We start from the raw sequence: 16363 nt of genomic DNA, 5'->3' as shown, positions 1-16363 counted from the left end.
AGGGCTACGGGATACGGGTACTGCTGCGGCTGCGGGAGCGCCCGCGCAGCCACACCTCGGCGGCGATCGTCGAGTAGAGGATGGCGTCGGACAGCCCGGGGGAGGCCGGCCGCCGGGCGAGACGGCGCAGCTCGGCGCCGTCCACCAGACCGAGCCGCTCCAGGTGGGAGTCCTCCCACAGCGCCAGCAGGTCGGCACGGTTGTCGCGCAGTCCGTTGGTGTCGTCCATGGACCCCGTGGCCTTGTTCGTCCTGCGCAGGCACGGCTCGGGAACCACCCCGCTCATCGCGGCGGTCAGCACGGGCTTGTACCGGAAGGGGGTGACGCGCTCGGCCGGGCGCACGGCGAGGAACGCCTCGATGACGCGGTCGTCGAGGAAGGGGGAGGCCATCGGCAGGCCGGTGCGGGCCGCCATGTGGTCCCACTGGCGGATGACGCGGGTGGTCACGCGGATCTGCTCCAGGTCCGCGTGCAGGCCGCGGTCGGGGTGCAGGGGCGTGGCCGTCGCGGCGGCGTCGAGGAGTGCCCGCCGGGCCAGCCGTTCGGCGTCCGCGGTCACCCAGCCGAACAGGCGGGGGGCCATGCTCCAGCCGAGCCCGGTGGCGACGGAGGACGGGGACGGGGCGCGCAGCCGGCCGGCGGCGTCGGCGAGCCACTTGCCGTAGGGCCGTGTGTCGGCCAGGGCGCGGACGGTGCCGCCGAGCGGCCACCGCCACAGGGCCCGGAACCCGCGCAGCTGCCGCAGCGCGTGCAGCGGACTGGTGCGCAGCAGCCGGTGGTAGTAGGACTCGGCGCACCAGGCCACGTGGTCGCCGCCGATGCCGGTGAGGTGCACGCGGCTGCCGCGCGCGGCGAGTTCCGGCAGGTGGTGCAGGGCCCGGGAGCGGTCCATGACGCCGATGGTGGGTTCGTCCAGGACGTTGTCGATGCCGAGCAGGTCGTCGTAGACCAGCGGCGAGGCGTCGGCGTCCCAGACGACGTGCTCGACGTCCGGGAGGTACCGGGCCGCCTGCTCGGCCCAGTACAGGTCGGTGTCCGCCGGATCGCGTCCCGGCCAGGTGGAGGCCACCACGCGGGCGGGGGAGCGGTCGGCGAGGAAGCAGACGGAGGTGGAGTCCAGCCCGCCGGACAGGTCGCAGCTGACCGTGCCGCCCTGCCGGGTCCGTGCGTCGACGGCCTCCTGGAGCGCCGCGCGGACCGGGTCGACCGCCTCGGCCAGCGGCACCACCGGCTCCGGCGGCGTCCACCAGCGGGTGTGCCGGGCGGCGCGCCCGTCCGCGGCGACGACCACGGCCTCCGGCGGGGGGACGGCGGTGACCGCCGGCCACAGGGACGTCTCGTACAGCGGGTAGGGGGCGGGCCAGAGCAGCCGGACGGCCAGTTCCGCGGGATCGGGGTCGAGGCCGAGGGCGTCGGCGAGCACGTCGGCCCGGGTGGCGACGACCCGTGTGCCGGCGATCTCCGTGTGGAAGACCAGCCGGAGGCCGGAGGCCGTGCCCTGGACCCGGATCCTCCCGTCGAGGGCGGCCACCAGGTGGAAGCTGCCCGGAAGGGACCGGGCCAGCGCGTCGACCTCGCCCAGGTCGCGCAACCGGGCCGCCCGGCACCGCAGTTCGTCCGCCTCCACGGGGCAGCAGCCGATGACGGACAGGGCGGTGCCACCGGCGCGCACGGTGACGGCCTCGTCGTCGTGCCAGTGGCCGACCAGCCAGGGCCGGCCCGATGGATGGTTCACGATCCGGCAGCCGGGGCGGGCGAAGGAGCGGGCCACGGCGGCCGCGTCCTCGCGGTCGGTGAAGACCGCGAAGTGCGCGTCGCCGGGGCCCGTCCCCGCACGTGTGTGCAGTGGTGTCATGACGTCGGGTCGGTACCGTCGTCCGTCAGTTCTTGCTCAGGATCAGCCGGTCGCGGCCGTTCTTCTGCAGGAGCCCGGTCTCCTTGCGGAACGTACCGAGACGGACGAGCGTCGGGGCTTCGTATGCCTTCTTCATGACTCTCCTCGCGTGCTGATTGCTCGGCCCACTCCCCTCGTCGACGTGCCCGTGGCTCATCGGGAGCCCAGGGCGAGGAGCGGTACGGCACCCAGCTAGCGGCAGAACTGCCGGGCAGGGCAAGAAGGTCCGGAAAAGTATGACCATGTGCAAATACCCGGTGATATCGCTCGTCGGCCGACCCGGTTTCGTCCGGTCGGGCGGGGCGCGCAGGGGTGATTTGTTCGGGCGTCCGCGCGAAGAAACGTTCCTACCTGGTCTTCGGTGCCGGATCGCCCGCCCGGTGCACCGGTCCTGATGCGGGGGTGGTGGGGAGCCGCCGGGGCGCGTTCACGGCTCTCCGGCGCGCACCACGCCCTTCCGTTTCATGGGGGTGGAAGGGCGGCGGGCGTTCTCACGCGGCCTGGCGGGCCGTCAGGACACGCGGTCCGGCCTCGGTGATCGCCACCGTGTGTTCCGTGTGGGCCGCGCGGGAGCCGTCGTTCGTGCGGAGGGTCCAGCCGTCCGGGGCCACGTGGTAGGAGTCGGTGCCGCCGCCGATGAGCATGGGCTCGATCGCCAGGGCCATGCCGTGCCGCAGGGGCATGCCCCGGCCCGGCCGGCCCTCGTTCGGCACGCCCGGGTCCTCGTGCATGCGGCGGCCGATGCCGTGGCCGCCGAAGTCCTCCATGATGCCGTACCCCGCGCCGCGGCACACCGTGCCGATCGCGTGCGCGATGTCGCCGATGCGGTTGCCGACGACGGCCGCCCCGATGCCCGCCGCGAGCGCCCGCTCGGCGGTCTCGATCAGTGTCACGTCGGCCGGACGCGGGGTGCCCACGGTGAAGCTGATCGCCGAGTCCCCGGCCCAGCCGTCCAGCTGGGCACCGCAGTCGAGGGAGACGAGGTCCCCGTCGCGCAGCCGGTAGCCGTCCGGGATGCCGTGCACGATCGCGTCGTTCACAGAGGCGCAGATCACCGCGGGGAACGGGGTCGGCGCGAAGGAGGGCCGGTAGCCCAGGAAGGGCGAGGTCGCACCCGCCGCACGCAGCACGTCCCGCGCCACCTCGTCCAGCTCCAGCAGGGAAACGCCCACGTCGGCGGCCTTTCGTGCGGCCGTCAGCGCGCTCGCGACGACCTGGCCCGCCTCGTACATGGCATCGATCGATGTGTCGGTCTTCAGCTCCACCATGCCAATTACTATACCGGTATTAGAATGGGTGCCATGGTACGCACCCCCTTGACCCCGGAAGAGCGCGAACGCGGCGAGCGGCTCGGCCGGCTGCTGCGCGAGGCGCGCGGCGGCCGCAGCATGGCCGAGGTCGCGGCGAGCGCCGGCATCTCGGCGGAGACCCTCCGCAAGATCGAGACCGGGAGGGCCCCGACCCCCGCGTTCTTCACGGTGGCCGCGCTGGCCGGCACGCTCGGTCTGTCGATGGACGAAGTGGCGGGGCGCTGCGCGCCGGCCGCGCCCACCCCGTCGGTCGCCGCCTGAGCCCTGCCGGAAAACTCTCCGTAGCGCCGCTGTAACACGATGGGTGTTACCTACGGGGCTGAGTACTCCGGACCGGGCGGGAGTTGGCTATGGCGGCGGAGCAACTTCCGGACGGCATACGGGAGTTCACCGAATACCTGCGAGGTCTGCTGGCGCGGCTGGATTCGTCCGGCGGCTGGTGCGCGGTGTTCTGGCAGCGGGACCCCGACGGGATGCGGGCCTGCCTCGACGGGCGTGAACCGCCGCCCTGGGACGCGGTGGAGGCCCTGCTCCAGGACCTCGCCGCCGCACACGGTGCCGGGGCCGCCGGCGTCGAGACCCCGTACGCCCGCTCCCTGCACACGGCCGCGCTGGCCGCGTACGACGCCCGGCCCGGGGCCCGGGAGGCGCTGAGCGACCGGCTCGACGTCATGCTGCGCGAGCAGAGATACGCGGTGGAGCGCCGCGCGGACCTGGCCCGCCGGCTCGCCTCCGCCACCACCCGCGAGCAGGCCGACGCCCTCCGCGTCGACCTCGCCTGGGTCCAGGACGACCACGAACGCGCCACGGCCCGGTGCGCGGAGATCACCGCACGCATGACCACCCTCGACCGCCGGTCCCGTCGGCCGGGCGGGGGGCGGCCGGCGCGGCGCGACGACACCGGGTCCCAGGTGCCGTGGGCCCGCCCCGGAGCCGGTGGGTTCGCCGCGGGAGCGGCGGACCACGCGGAGGCCGGCTCCACCGCTGCCGTGCCCGGCCCCGGGGACGGTGCGCTGACCGGAGGGGTGTCGGTTCCCGGGGCCGGAGGGATGTCGGTTCCCGGGACCGGAGGAATGTCGGTTCCCGGGGCCGGGCGGACTCCGGCCGGCCGCTTCGGCGGTGACGGGGACGGCGCCGGGGACGGTGCCGGGGATGCCGCACCCGACCGCACGGAGAGGGAGCCCGCCCCCGTCCCCGGGGCGCGCGGGCGCCGACGGGGCGGTGCCCGGTTCGCCGGGGCGGCGGTGGACGAGGAGAGCGGCCCCGTCGTCGTGCCCCCGGTGGCCGCGCCGGGTCCGCCCGCACCCGGATCCGCTCCTGGCCGTACCCCGCGCGGAGCGAGGTTCGCCGGGGCCGCCGACGCGGGGGTGCCCGAGGAGGAGGGGCCCCGCACCGGGCGGCCCCTCGGCCCCGTGGACCGGCGTGAGGCCGGCCGGGTCGTGGCGGTACTCGCGCGGCTGCGGCGCGAAGGACGCGGCGGGGAGGCGCACGCGCTGCTGATCGAGACCGCGTACGGCCCGGCCGCACGCTTCCCGCTGCTCGCGGACGAGATGCGGCGGGCCGGGCTGGAGGCCGACTGGGCGACCCTGCTCTGGGAGGCCGCCGCCTCGCTGCCCGCCGAACGGCTGGTCACCACCGCCGACGCGCTCACCGCGGCGGGCCGCGCGGACGACGGGGAGCGGATCCTGCGGCAGGGCGTCGTACGGCCGGCCGACGAGATCGGGCGGGCCGTGCTCGCCCTGGACACGGAGGCACGGCACCGCGAGCTGCGGGCGCTCCTCGACGCCTGCCTCCGGATGCGCACCCCCGAGGACGCGGCCCGCACGGCCGCCCCGGACCCGCGACGGCTCGTCCCCCTGCTCCTCGCAGCCGCCCGGGGCGTCTCGGACGAGCGGCACCGGGATCTGCTGCGCGCCCTCCGTGTCGCCGGATTCGCCGCCTGACCGGCCCCGGCGGGCACGGCCGGCTCACCCACAGGAGTGCGAAACACGATCGACTCAGCGGGTTCACGACGATGGTCTTGGCAAGGCTGCCCGAGAGGCTTAGGTTCGTCCCTCTACGGCCCCTTTCTACGGGCGTAGAGGCTCTGACGTCGTGTCGAAGGAGCAGCTCATGACCAACGTCGTACGTGCCGCTCTGGTCCAGGCCACCTGGACCGGGGACACCGAGTCCATGCTGGTGAAACACGAGGAGCACGCCCGCGAGGCGGCCCGGCGGGGCGCGAAGGTCATCGGGTTCCAGGAGGTGTTCAACGCCCCCTACTTCTGCCAGGTCCAGGACCCCGAGCACTACCGCTGGGCCGAACCCGTGCCCGACGGCCCGACCACCCGGCGGATGCGGGAACTGGCCCGCGAGACCGGCATGGTGATCGTCGTGCCGGTGTTCGAGATCGAGCAGTCGGGCCACTACTACAACACCGCCGCCGTGATCGACGCCGACGGCACCGTCCTCGGCAAGTACCGCAAGCACCACATCCCGCAGGTGAAGGGCTTCTGGGAGAAGTTCTACTTCCGGCCCGGCAACCTCGGCTGGCCCGTCTTCGACACCGCCGTGGGCAAGGTCGGTGTCTACATCTGCTACGACCGCCACTTCCCCGAGGGCTGGCGTCAACTCGGTCTGAACGGCGCCCAGCTGGTCTACAACCCGTCCGCCACGCACCGCGGCCTCTCGTCCCACCTGTGGCGGCTGGAGCAGCCGGCGGCGGCCGTCGCGAACGAGTACTTCGTCGCCGCGATCAACCGCGTGGGCGTGGAGGAGTACGGCGACAACGACTTCTACGGCACCTCGTACTTCGTCGACCCGCGCGGACAGTTCGTCGGTGACGTCGCCAGCGACAGCAAGGAGGAACTCGTGGTCCGCGACCTGGACTTCGGTCTCGTCGAGGAGGTGCGGAAGCAGTGGGCCTTCTACCGCGACCGCCGCCCCGACGCCTACGAGGGGCTGGTGCGGCCGTGACCGACGACCTGCTGGGCCGCCACCGGTCCGTGCTGCCCGACTGGCTCACCCTCTACTACGAGGAGCCCCTCGAGATCACCCACGGCGAGGGACGCCACGTCTGGGACTCCGAGGGGAACCGCTACCTGGACTTCTTCGGCGGCATCCTCACCACCATGACCGCCCACGCCCTGCCCGAGGTCACCAAGGCGGTGAGCGAGCAGGCCGGGCGGATCGTCCACTCCTCCACCCTCTACCTCAACCGGCAGATGGTGGAACTCGCCGAGCGCATCGCCCAGTTGAGTGGCATCCCGGACGCCCGGGTGTTCTTCACCACCTCCGGCACCGAGGCCAACGACACCGCCCTGCTGCTCGCCACCGCCTACCGCGGCAGCAACACGATCCTGGCGATGCGCAACAGCTACCACGGCCGCTCCTTCAGCTCGGTCGGCATCACCGGCAACCGGAGCTGGTCCCCGACCTCGCTCTCCCCGCTCCAGACGCTGTACGTCCACGGCGGGGTGCGCACCCGGGGCCCGTTCGCCGCGCTCGACGACTACGACTTCGTCGCGGCCTGCGTCGACGACCTCAAGGACGTCCTCGGCCACACCCGCCCGCCCGCCGCGCTGATCGCCGAACCGATCCAGGGCGTCGGCGGCTTCACCTCGCCGCCCGACGGCCTGTACGCGGCCTTCCGCGAGGTGCTGCACGAGCGGGGCGTCCTGTGGATCGCCGACGAGGTGCAGACCGGCTGGGGCCGCACCGGCGAACACTTCTGGGGCTGGCAGGCGCACGGCCGCAGCGGGCCCCCGGACATGCTGACCTTCGCCAAGGGCATCGGCAACGGCATGTCCATCGGCGGGGTCGTCGCCCGCGCCGAGATCATGAACTGCCTGGACGCCAACAGCATTTCGACGTTCGGCGGCACCCAGATCACCATGGCGGCGGGCCTCGCCAACCTCACCTACCTGCTGGAGCACGACCTCCAGGGCAACGCCCGCCGGGTCGGCGGCCTGCTCATCGAGCGGCTGCGAGCCGCCGCCGCCCAGGTTCCCGCCGTACGCGAGGTGCGCGGACGCGGGCTGATGATCGGCATCGAGCTGACGAAGCCCGGCACCGACGAGGCCGACCCGGCAGCCGCGTCCGCCGTCCTGGAGGCGGCCCGCGCGGGCGGTCTGCTCATCGGCAAGGGCGGCGGCCACGACACCAGCGCCCTGCGCGTCGCCCCGCCGATGTCCCTCAACGTCGCGGAGGCCGAGGAAGGCGCCGCGATCCTCGAGCGCGCCCTGAGGAGCATGTCGTAGCACCGGCTCGTAGAGCTCGCAGAAGCTCGTAGAGAGGGAGCACCATGAGCAGCCGTACCGTCATCCGCAGTGGCCTCGTCATCACCGCGTCCGACGAGATCCACGCCGACGTCCTGATCGAGGACGGCCGCATCGCCGCCCTCGCCGCCTCCGGCACCCCGGCCGCCGACGCCTTCACCGCCGACCGCACCGTCGACGCCACCGGGAAGTACGTCATTCCGGGCGGGGTCGACGCCCACACCCACATGGAGCTGCCGTTCGGCGGCACCTCCGCCTCCGACACCTTCGAGACCGGCACCCGGGCCGCCGCCTGGGGCGGGACGACCACCATCGTCGACTTCGCCGTGCAGAGCGTCGGCCGGTCCCTGCGCCAGGGCCTGGACGCCTGGCACGCCAAGGCGGAGGGCACCTGCGCCATCGACTACGGCTTCCACATGATCGTCTCGGACGTCAACGCCGGGACGCTGAAGGAAATGGACCTCCTGGTGGAAGAGGGGGTCACCTCCTTCAAGCAATTCATGGCGTATCCCGGGGTCTTCTACTCCGACGACGGCCAGATCCTGCGCGCCATGCAGCGCTCCGCCGAGAACGGCGGGCTGATCATGATGCACGCCGAGAACGGCATCGCCATCGACGTGCTCGTCGAACAGGCCCTGGCCCGCGGCGAGACCGATCCCCGCTTCCACGGCGAGGTCCGCAAGGCCCTCCTCGAGGCCGAGGCCACCCACCGCGCCATCCGCCTCGCCCAGGTCGCCGGGGCTCCGCTGTACGTCGTGCACGTCTCCGCGACGGAGGCGGTCGCCGAGCTGGCGCGGGCCCGCGACGAGGGTCTGAACGTCTTCGGCGAGACCTGCCCGCAGTACCTGTTCCTCTCCACCGACAACCTCGCCGAGCCCGGCTTCGGGGGCGCCAAGTACGTGTGCAGCACCCCGCTCAGGCCGAAGGAGCACCAGGCGGCCCTCTGGCGGGGCCTGCGCACCAACGACCTCCAGGTGGTCTCCACCGACCACTGCCCGTTCTGCTTCACCGGCCAGAAGGAACTCGGCCGCGGCGACTTCTCCAGGATCCCCAACGGTCTCCCGGGCGTGGAGAACCGTATGGACCTGCTCCACCAGGCCGTCCTCGACGGACACTTCTCCCGCCGCCGCTGGATCGAGATCGCCTGCGCCACCCCGGCCCGGATGTTCGGCCTGTACCCGAAGAAGGGCACCATCGCGCCCGGCGCCGACGCCGACGTCGTCGTCTACGACCCGCACGCCGAGCAGGTCCTGTCCGCCGGTACCCACCACATGAACGTCGACTACTCGGCCTACGAGGGCAAGCGGGTCACCGGCCGCGTCGAGACCGTCCTCTCGCGCGGCGTGCCCGTCATCACCGACCGGGAGTACACCGGGCGCGCCGGACACGGCGCCTACACCCCGCGGTCCACCTGTCAGTACCTCACCTAGGAGAGCCGCGCATGGACTTCGGACTCGTCCTGCAGACCGACCCGCCGGCCTCACGGGTCGTCGGCCTGATGAAGCGCGCCGAGCGCAGCGGCTTCACCCACGGCTGGACCTTCGACTCCGCCGTGCTGTGGCAGGAACCCTTCGTGATCTACAGCCAGATCCTGGCCAACACCACGGAACTGAAGGTCGGCCCGATGGTCACCAACCCGGGCACCCGCACCTGGGAGGTCACCGCCTCCACCTTCGCCACCCTCAACGACATGTTCGGCAACCGCACCGTCTGCGGCATCGGCCGCGGCGACTCCGCGATGCGCGTCGCCGGACGCAGACCCAACACGCTGGCCCGCCTGGGCGAGGCGATCGGCGCGATCCGCGACCTCGCGGAGGGACGCGAGGCCGAGGTCGACGGGCAGCCGCTGCGGATCCCGTGGGTGCGGGACGGGAAGCTGCCCGTCTGGATGGCCGCGTACGGGCCCAAGGCGCTCGCCCTCGCCGGGCGGAAGGCCGACGGCTTCATCCTCCAGCTCGCCGACCCGTACCTCACCGAGTGGATGGTGAAGGCCGTGCGCGCCGCCGCCGTGGAGGCGGGACGCGACCCCGCGTCCGTCACCGTCTGCGTCGCCGCCCCGGCGTACGTCGGCGCCGACCTGGCGCACGCCCGCGAGCAGTGCCGCTGGTTCGGCGGCATGGTCGGCAACCACGTCGCCGACCTGGTCGCCCGCTACGGCGAGCACTCCGGTCTGGTCCCCGAGGCGCTGACGTCGTACATCAAGGAACGGCGCGGCTACGACTACAGCCACCACGGGCGGGCCGGCAACCCGTCCACGGACTTCGTCCCCGACGAGATCGTCGACCGGTTCTGCCTGCTCGGCCCGCCCGAGGCGCACATCGAGAAGCTGCGGGCGCTGCGCGAGCTGGGCGTGGACCAGTTCGCGGTGTACGCCATGCACGACGCGCAGGAGACGACGATCGACGCGTACGGCGCGGAGGTCATCCCGGCACTCGGCCGCTGACCGGTCCTCCTGCCGGAGAGCGCGCCCGGGTGAGCGGTGGGCCGTCTACCGGGCCGTGCCGAAGTCCTGGGTCCAGTAGGAGCCGGGCTGCGCGAGACCGACACCGATCTCCTTGAACGCGCAGTTCAGAATGTTCTCCTTGTGGCCGGGACTGTTCATCCAGCCGGTCATCACCTGCTCGGGGGTGGAGTAGCCGTAGGCGACGTTCTCGCCGTAGGTGCTCCAGCTGTAGCCGGCGCGGGTGATGCGGTCGCCGGGGGAGGAGCCGTCCGACCCGGTGTGCGACATGGTGCCGCTCGCCGCCATGTCCTCGCTGTGGTCCTGCGCGGCCCTGGTCAGGGTGGTGTTCACCTTCACCGGGGAGCAACCGGCCTCGGCGCGCTCGGCGTTGACGAGTTCCACGACCTCGGCGACGGGTCCGGAGGCGCTGGCGCCGCCCGTCGCGTCCGGGCTCGGTGCGGTGGCGGTGGGCCGCGGAGCCGCAGTGGTGGGCTTGGGAGCCGCGGTCGTGGGCTTGGGAGCCGCAGTGGTGGGCTTGGGAGCGGCCGTGGTGGGCTTCGGGGCCGCGGTCGTGGGCTCGGGAGCGGTTGCCCCGGGAGCCTTGGCCTTCGGCGTGCGCGAGGGCTTCGCGCTGCTGTGCTCCGGCGTGCCGGGCTTCGAGGCGCTCGCGGTGGCGGTCGGCGTGTCCGACGGCAGGGCCGTGGGCCCACCGTGCTGCTGGCTGCTCCACCGGCTGTACCAGTCGGGGCCGTCCCACCTGTCCTCGGCCCCGGCCGCCGTGTTCCGGCTCTGCCGCTGTCCGTCGCCGGACCAGTCCGTACAGGCCATGGCGACCGAGGGTATGCCTATGACCCCCATGGCGACCGCCGCGACGACCGTACGCCGGTACTGCTTCTGATGACGATGCTTTCCCATGCGTGACCTCACCCCTGCTGTCCGGAGGCTGGTCATTCTTGGGACGCCCCGGTACCGGACGCAAAGGGTCCTCGTACTACCGGGCTTCGTAGGTCCGCAGGGGGCTTGCGGCGGGCGGGAGAGCGTGCCGACCTGCCCGCCGCGGACCCTCCGGGACACCTGCCGTTCCGTCAGAAAGCCTCATGCGGTGAAGGGACGGCGGCCGTCGGCTTCCCACCCCGGCACCCCCCGCCCCGACCCCTTCCGCATTCACGGCAAGACGGACAAGTCCCCCATGTCGTCGGGGCGGTTTCTACTAAGTGACCCGCGCAGATCGCCGACAGCTGTGACAGATGTCACGGAACCGTCAATTCCGGTTCTTCTCCAGCGCCGCCACCGCCTCTTTCGCGGCCTTGATGGCGCCCTTGTTGATCTCGTCCGTGCTCGGCGCCTTCTTCGACTCGAAGTCGCTGCCGTTGTACGTCACGATCACCAGCGCGTTGGAGGCGCGGGCGACCACCGCGCCCTCGCGCGTCTGCTGCTTGTCCTCGGTGGTGAGGTTCACGACGGAGTACGCCGCGTCCCCGAGCCCGGACACCGCGCCCCCGCCGCTCCTGTCCTCCACCCGCCCCTGGTACGACCGTTCCGCCGCCTCGTCCGACTCCAGCACCTCGAAGGAGACGTCGAGCCAGCGGTACTCGTAGCCCTTGAGCGCGTTCCAGGAACAGGTGCGGCGCAGATCCGAGTCCGTGGACGGTATCTCCTTGCCGGCCGTCTTGGCTCCCGGCACAAGGGACTTGACGGTCTTCTCGACAACGCTGTCGCACGGCGCCGGCGCGGCGGCGTACGTCTTCGCGACCTGCGTCCGTGAAGGGGCGGAGGAGGACTGGGTCGTCGTCTTCCCGGTCGGCTCGTCCGCGGCTTCCTGTGGCGCGTCCGTCGGGCCGGAGGACAGCGCCCAGCCGGCCGCGGCGAGGACGATGACCGGGGACAGGCGCGCGGTCAGGGCGACCGGCAGAGGAAAGGAACGCACGGCGCACTCTTCGTGGGGGACGGTGCGGAGGGGGTCCGCACAGCGGACGGGACGCCAGTGTCACACGTCTTCCTGTGGTGCGGGAAGGGCGAACTCGCTCCGTAGGGGGGCGGTGACAGGCGCGTACCGTCGGAGGTGGTGAATTGCCTCAATTCCCCCCTCCGGCAGGCGATTTGCGTGCCCCAGGGCGCGCGGGCGGCCTGCTCCATCTCCTCCTCGGTCAGCTCCTTCTTGTGGGCCTGCCGGCCGTACGGCGGGGTGCCGTACGGCGCACTGGCCCTTCTACCCCCTTGATGTGGCGGCCGCTGCGGAGCTTGGCCGCGGTCATGCCTCGGTCCAGCTGGGCGAACACCCCCATCATCTGGCGCATGGCGGTGCGCATCGGGTCCTTGGGGTCGTCGGGCAGGATCTCGCCCTGATCGGTCATGAACGCGCGGCCGCCGTGCTTCCGGCACTGGGCCAGGGCCGCCTCTCAGGACGCTCCGGAGTCCCTACCGAACCCGGAACGGTTCAGGCCGGACGGCCCCGGCGGCGGTGGACACCGCGGCGGCCCCGTCTCCCGGCTGCGGGTGCACACAGTGCCAGCGGTGTCCGTCGGCGCCGTCGGAGGCGGCCGGGAACACGGTGGCGCACGCGTCGTCCGCCTTCCAGCAGCGGGTGCGGAACGGACAGCCGGAGGGCGGGTTGGTCGCCGAGGGCACCGGGCCGTGCAGCACGATCCGCTCGGGACGCTCCAACAGGCTGGGCGTGGCCGACAGCAGTGCCTCGGTGTACGGGTGGCGGGAGTCGCCCGAGACCTGGGCGGCCCGGCCCTCCTCCACCACGCGGCCGAGATACAGCACCGCGATGCGGTCGGCCAGATAGCGCACGGTCTGCACGTCGTGGGAGATGAAGACCATCGCCAGACCGAGCCGGGAGCGCAGGTCCACCAGGAGGTTGAGGATCTGGGCGCGCACCGACACGTCCAGGGCGCTGGTGGGCTCGTCGGCGACGATCAGCTCCGGCTCCAGCGCCAGCGCGCGGGCGATCGCCACCCGCTGGCGCTGGCCGCCGGAGAGCTGGCCGGGCAGTGCTTCCAGGGTGTGTCCGGGCAGGCCGACCAGGTCCAGGAGTTCCTCGACGCGCGACTCGCGCTCGGCCCGGGTGCCGCGACCGTGCACGTCCAGCGGGTCGCGCAGGATGCGGTGTACGGGCAGCCGGGGGTTCAGCGCGGTGGACGGGTCCTGGAAGACCACGCCGACACTGGCCCCGAAGCGGGTACGGCGTTCCGCGCCCGGCATCCGCCACAGGTCCCGGCCCTTGAAGTACACCCGGCCCTCGGTCGGACGCTGGAGCCCGGTGACCACTCGGGCCAGGGTGGACTTGCCGCAGCCCGACTCGCCGACCAGGCCGAGGATCTCGCCGCGCCGGACCTCCAGGGAGGCGTCGGTCAGGGCGTGCACGGCGTCCCGGCGCAGGATGCCGCCGCTGCGCGCCTTGTGCCGGACGTGGACGCGGTCGAGCCGGACGAGCGGGTCCGTCGTGGTGGCCGGCGGGTCCGTCGTGGTGTCCAGCGGGTCCATCGTGGTGTCCTCCGGGGCGGTCATCGGGCACCCTCCAGCGACTTGGCCGACGGGCGCACGGGTGCCGGGTGGTGGCAGGCGAACAGGTGGTCCCGCGCACCGTCGCGGTCGGCGGCGGGCGGTGGGGTGGTGGCGCACAGCTCGGTGGCGGCGGCGCAGCGGGAGACGAACCGGCAGCCGGGACCGAACGCCTTCGGCGCGGGCACCACGCCGCGGATCTGGTGCAGCCGCTCCGCGCCCGCCTCCAGCGAGACGACGGAGCCGAGCAGCCCCCGGCTGTAGTGGTGCGCCGGGTCCGTCAGCAGGGAGCGGGTGTCGCCGGCCTCGGCGACCTGACCGGCGTACATCACGGCGACCCGGTGGGCGAGGTCGCCGACCAGGGCCAGGTCGTGCGAGACCAGGACCATGGCGAAGCCGAGCTCGTCGCGCAGCTTGACGAGGAGTTCGACGACCTGGGCCTGCACGGTCACGTCGAGCGCGGTCGTCGGCTCGTCGGCGATCAGCAGCCGCGGACTGCGGGAGAGCGCCATGGCGATGAGCACGCGCTGGCGCTGGCCCCCGGAGAGCTCGTGCGGGTAGCTGCGCAGGGTGCGCTCGGGGGAGAGGCCGACCAGTTCCAGCAGTTCGGCGGGGGTGCGGGTGCCGCCGCGCGAGGTGAGCCGCTTGAGCTGGGTGCCGACCAGCACCGACGGGTTCAGCGACGACATGGCGTCCTGGTAGACCATCGCGATCTCCGGGCCCATGAGCGCCCGGCGCTCCTTCGGCGACAGCTTCAGCAGGTCGCGGCCCCGGTAGAGGATCTCACCCTCGGCCTCGGCGTTGCGGGCCAGCAGGCCCATGACGGCGAGGCTGGTGATCGACTTTCCGCAGCCCGACTCGCCGACCAGGCCGAGGGTCTCACCCTCGCGGACGGTGAAGGAGATGCCGTCGACGACGCGGGTGTCGCCGTAGCGGTCGGGGAAACGGATCGTCAGATCGCGTACGACGAGCAGGTCGGGGGCGTCCTCGGCCAGTGGCGGAACCGCGGGCTCCATGGCCTCCAGGCGCGTGGCGAGACGGGCGAGCGCGGCGTCCACCTCGGCCCGGTCGACGGCGGGCACGGCCTCGGTGGTGGCCTTCTCGGCGGTGTCGTCGCCGTCGGCGCGGGCCTTGTCCGGGGATGCGGCGGCGTCCGTCATGCCCTCGGACAGGACGTTCAGCGCCAGTACCGTGATCAGCAGGCACAGACCGGGGAAGAGGGTCGCCCACCAGCCGCCCGAGAGCAGGATCTGCCGGCCGTAGGCCAGCACGCTGCCCCAGCTGGGGTCGGGGTCCTGCACACCGGCGCCGATGAAGGACAGGCTCGCCTCGAAGATGATCGAGTCGGCCACCATGACGGTCGCGAACACCAGGACCGGCGCCGCGCAGTTGAGGGCGACGTGCCGGGTCACGATGTAGTGGCGGCGGGCGCCGATGACCTGTTCGGCGGCGACGTAGTCCTCGCCGTACTGCTCCAGCACGTTGGCCCGTACGACGCGGGCGAGCGAGGGCGAGTAGACGAAGGCGATGGTGAAGATGATGACCGGGACGCTGGGGCCGAACACCGCGACCAGCACGGCGGCCAGCGCGATCGGCGGGAACGACATGACGACGTCGAGCGTGCGCATCACCGACTCGTCGGCGAGCTTGCGGGAGGTGGCCGCCAGGGCGCCCAGCACCGAGCCGATGACCAGGGCGAGCAGTGTCGCGCCGAGGCCGATGACGAGGGAGTAGCGCGCACCGTGCACGACCCGCGCGAACACGTCACGGCCGGCCCGGTCGGTGCCGAACCAGTGCTCGGAGCTCGGCGGCAGGGCGGGCGTGCCGGTGGTGAGCGGGTCCTGGGTGAGCAGCGGCGCGAAGACCGCGCCCAGCACGACGACGAGGAGGATCCCGAGGGCGATCCGGGAGGGCACGGGCAGGCGGCGCGGGCGGGTGCCGGGCTTGAGCCGCTCGGCGAGGGAGCGTGGGGCGAACATCACACCGTCCTGATGCGCGGGTTGACGAGCAGGTAGAGCAGGTCGACGACGACGTTGACCACGAGGAAGGCGATGGCGATGGTGAGCACCGTGCCCTGGACCAGTCCGACGTCGCCTCCGTTGACGCCTTCGAGGATGAGCTTGCCCATGCCGGGCAGGTCGAAGATCGCCTCGATGACGACGGCGCCGCTGAGCATGTAGCCGACCTTGACGCCGAGCACGGTCAGCGGGGTGACCAGGGCGTTGCGCAGCACCGACCGGACGATCAGGAACGGCGGCAGACCGCTGCCCCGGGCGGTGCGCACGTAGTCGCGGTCGAGTTCGGCGACCATCGCGGTGCGGATCAGCCGGGCCAGCGAGGAGGCGACCGGCAGGGCGAGGGCGACCGCGGGCAGGGTCATGCTCTGCAGCCAGCCGCCGGGGGAGTCGGCGGGATTGACGTAGCCGCCCGTCGGGAAGACCGGCATGTTCAGCGCGAACTGCTGGATGAGCAGCACCCCGAGCCAGAACGAGGGCAGCGCGATGCCGGCCATCGACAGCACCCGGAACACCTGGTCGGGCCAGCGGTCCCGGTACATGGCGCTGGTGACGCCGAAGACCAGGGCCAGCAGGACGGCCAGCGAGAGGCCGAGCAGCGTCAGTTGCAGGGTGAGCGGGAACGCGGTGGCGATCCGGTCGGCGACGGGCTGGCTGGGCGGCACGGTGACACCGAGGTCGCCCTGCACCAGATCGGCCAGGAAGGCGAAGTAGCGCACCGGCAGCGGGTCGTCGAGACCGTGCGCCTCGGCGAACGCGGCACGTGCCTCGGGGCTCGCGCTGTCCCCGAGCGCGTTGTACGCGGGGTCGGCCGGTGAGAACTGCAGCACCACGAAGACCAGCAGCGCGATGCCGAGCACCATCACCGGCATCATCGCGACGCGGCGCAGCGCGAGCCGGAGGAATGCAACCATCGTGAGGTTCCTAGGGGTTGGGGC

General features: G+C 72.6%; 15 protein-coding genes. 6 read left to right on the top strand and 9 right to left on the bottom strand.

The window, feature by feature from the left end:
• Positions 1–4 precede the first annotated feature (4 nt).
• The 3 genes from ACFXAE_RS05140 to map form a co-directional block, all read right to left on the bottom strand.
• Complete coding sequence (locus tag ACFXAE_RS05140; RefSeq protein ID WP_384708195.1) at positions 5–1855, bottom strand: lasso peptide isopeptide bond-forming cyclase; 1851 nt, start codon at positions 1853–1855, stop codon at positions 5–7.
• A 25-nt stretch (positions 1856–1880) separates the two neighbouring features.
• Complete coding sequence (locus tag ACFXAE_RS05135; protein ID WP_384708192.1) at positions 1881–1991, bottom strand: keywimysin-related RiPP; 111 nt, start codon at positions 1989–1991, stop codon at positions 1881–1883.
• A gap of 394 nt (positions 1992–2385) precedes the next feature.
• Complete coding sequence (map, locus tag ACFXAE_RS05130) at positions 2386–3162, bottom strand: type I methionyl aminopeptidase (protein WP_384708189.1); 777 nt, start codon at positions 3160–3162, stop codon at positions 2386–2388.
• Between the two features lie 33 nt (positions 3163–3195).
• Between map and ACFXAE_RS05125 the strand changes: the two genes are divergently transcribed.
• The 6 genes from ACFXAE_RS05125 to ACFXAE_RS05100 all read left to right on the top strand — a co-directional run bounded on the left by ACFXAE_RS05125 (position 3196) and on the right by ACFXAE_RS05100 (position 9903).
• Positions 3196–3465: a helix-turn-helix domain-containing protein gene (locus tag ACFXAE_RS05125; protein WP_384708186.1), complete on the top strand. Its 270-nt coding sequence runs from the start codon at positions 3196–3198 to the stop codon at positions 3463–3465.
• Between the two features lie 89 nt (positions 3466–3554).
• On the top strand, positions 3555–5147 hold the full coding sequence (locus ACFXAE_RS05120; RefSeq protein WP_384708183.1) for a hypothetical protein: 1593 nt from the start codon (positions 3555–3557) through the stop codon (positions 5145–5147).
• Between the two features lie 169 nt (positions 5148–5316).
• Positions 5317–6159, top strand: a complete 843-nt coding sequence (locus tag ACFXAE_RS05115; protein WP_384708180.1) for a nitrilase-related carbon-nitrogen hydrolase — start codon at positions 5317–5319, stop codon at positions 6157–6159.
• Positions 6156–7442: an aspartate aminotransferase family protein gene (locus tag ACFXAE_RS05110; protein ID WP_384708177.1), complete on the top strand. Its 1287-nt coding sequence runs from the start codon at positions 6156–6158 to the stop codon at positions 7440–7442. Before ACFXAE_RS05115 ends, ACFXAE_RS05110 begins: the two co-directional genes overlap by 4 nt.
• A 44-nt stretch (positions 7443–7486) precedes the next feature.
• A complete protein-coding gene (gene hydA / locus ACFXAE_RS05105; RefSeq protein WP_384708174.1) occupies positions 7487–8890 on the top strand; it encodes a dihydropyrimidinase in 1404 nt (467 codons plus the stop codon).
• An 11-nt stretch (positions 8891–8901) separates the two neighbouring features.
• Positions 8902–9903 (top strand): TIGR03842 family LLM class F420-dependent oxidoreductase, encoded by a 1002-nt coding sequence (locus ACFXAE_RS05100; RefSeq protein WP_384708171.1) that lies wholly within the window; start codon positions 8902–8904, stop codon positions 9901–9903.
• A gap of 45 nt (positions 9904–9948) precedes the next feature.
• On the opposite strand, the gene ACFXAE_RS05095 is transcribed toward ACFXAE_RS05100, so the two are convergent.
• The 6 genes from ACFXAE_RS05095 to ACFXAE_RS05070 form a co-directional block, all read right to left on the bottom strand.
• Positions 9949–10818 carry a CAP domain-containing protein gene (locus ACFXAE_RS05095; protein WP_384708168.1) on the bottom strand — a complete coding sequence of 290 codons (870 nt, stop codon included), beginning with the start codon at positions 10816–10818 and terminating at the stop codon, positions 9949–9951.
• A gap of 346 nt (positions 10819–11164) precedes the next feature.
• Positions 11165–11830, bottom strand: a complete 666-nt coding sequence (locus tag ACFXAE_RS05090) for a hypothetical protein (protein ID WP_384708165.1) — start codon at positions 11828–11830, stop codon at positions 11165–11167.
• A gap of 220 nt (positions 11831–12050) precedes the next feature.
• Positions 12051–12257: a hypothetical protein gene (locus tag ACFXAE_RS05085; RefSeq protein WP_384708162.1), complete on the bottom strand. Its 207-nt coding sequence runs from the start codon at positions 12255–12257 to the stop codon at positions 12051–12053.
• A 64-nt stretch (positions 12258–12321) separates the two neighbouring features.
• On the bottom strand, positions 12322–13392 hold the full coding sequence (locus ACFXAE_RS05080; protein ID WP_384708494.1) for an oligopeptide/dipeptide ABC transporter ATP-binding protein: 1071 nt from the start codon (positions 13390–13392) through the stop codon (positions 12322–12324).
• A gap of 20 nt (positions 13393–13412) precedes the next feature.
• Positions 13413–15389, bottom strand: coding sequence for a dipeptide/oligopeptide/nickel ABC transporter permease/ATP-binding protein (locus ACFXAE_RS05075; protein ID WP_384708159.1), 1977 nt, complete (start codon positions 15387–15389; stop codon positions 13413–13415).
• A complete protein-coding gene (locus ACFXAE_RS05070; protein ID WP_384708156.1) occupies positions 15389–16339 on the bottom strand; it encodes an ABC transporter permease in 951 nt (316 codons plus the stop codon). Before ACFXAE_RS05070 ends, ACFXAE_RS05075 begins: the two co-directional genes overlap by 1 nt.
• Positions 16340–16363: the final 24 nt, after the last annotated feature.

It is taken from the genome of Streptomyces sp. NPDC059454 (assembly GCF_042749965.1).
Lineage (GTDB): Bacteria > Actinomycetota > Actinomycetes > Streptomycetales > Streptomycetaceae > Streptomyces.
Note: the sequence above shows the minus strand (reverse complement) of the source record. Positions and strands in the feature narration are given on the sequence as shown.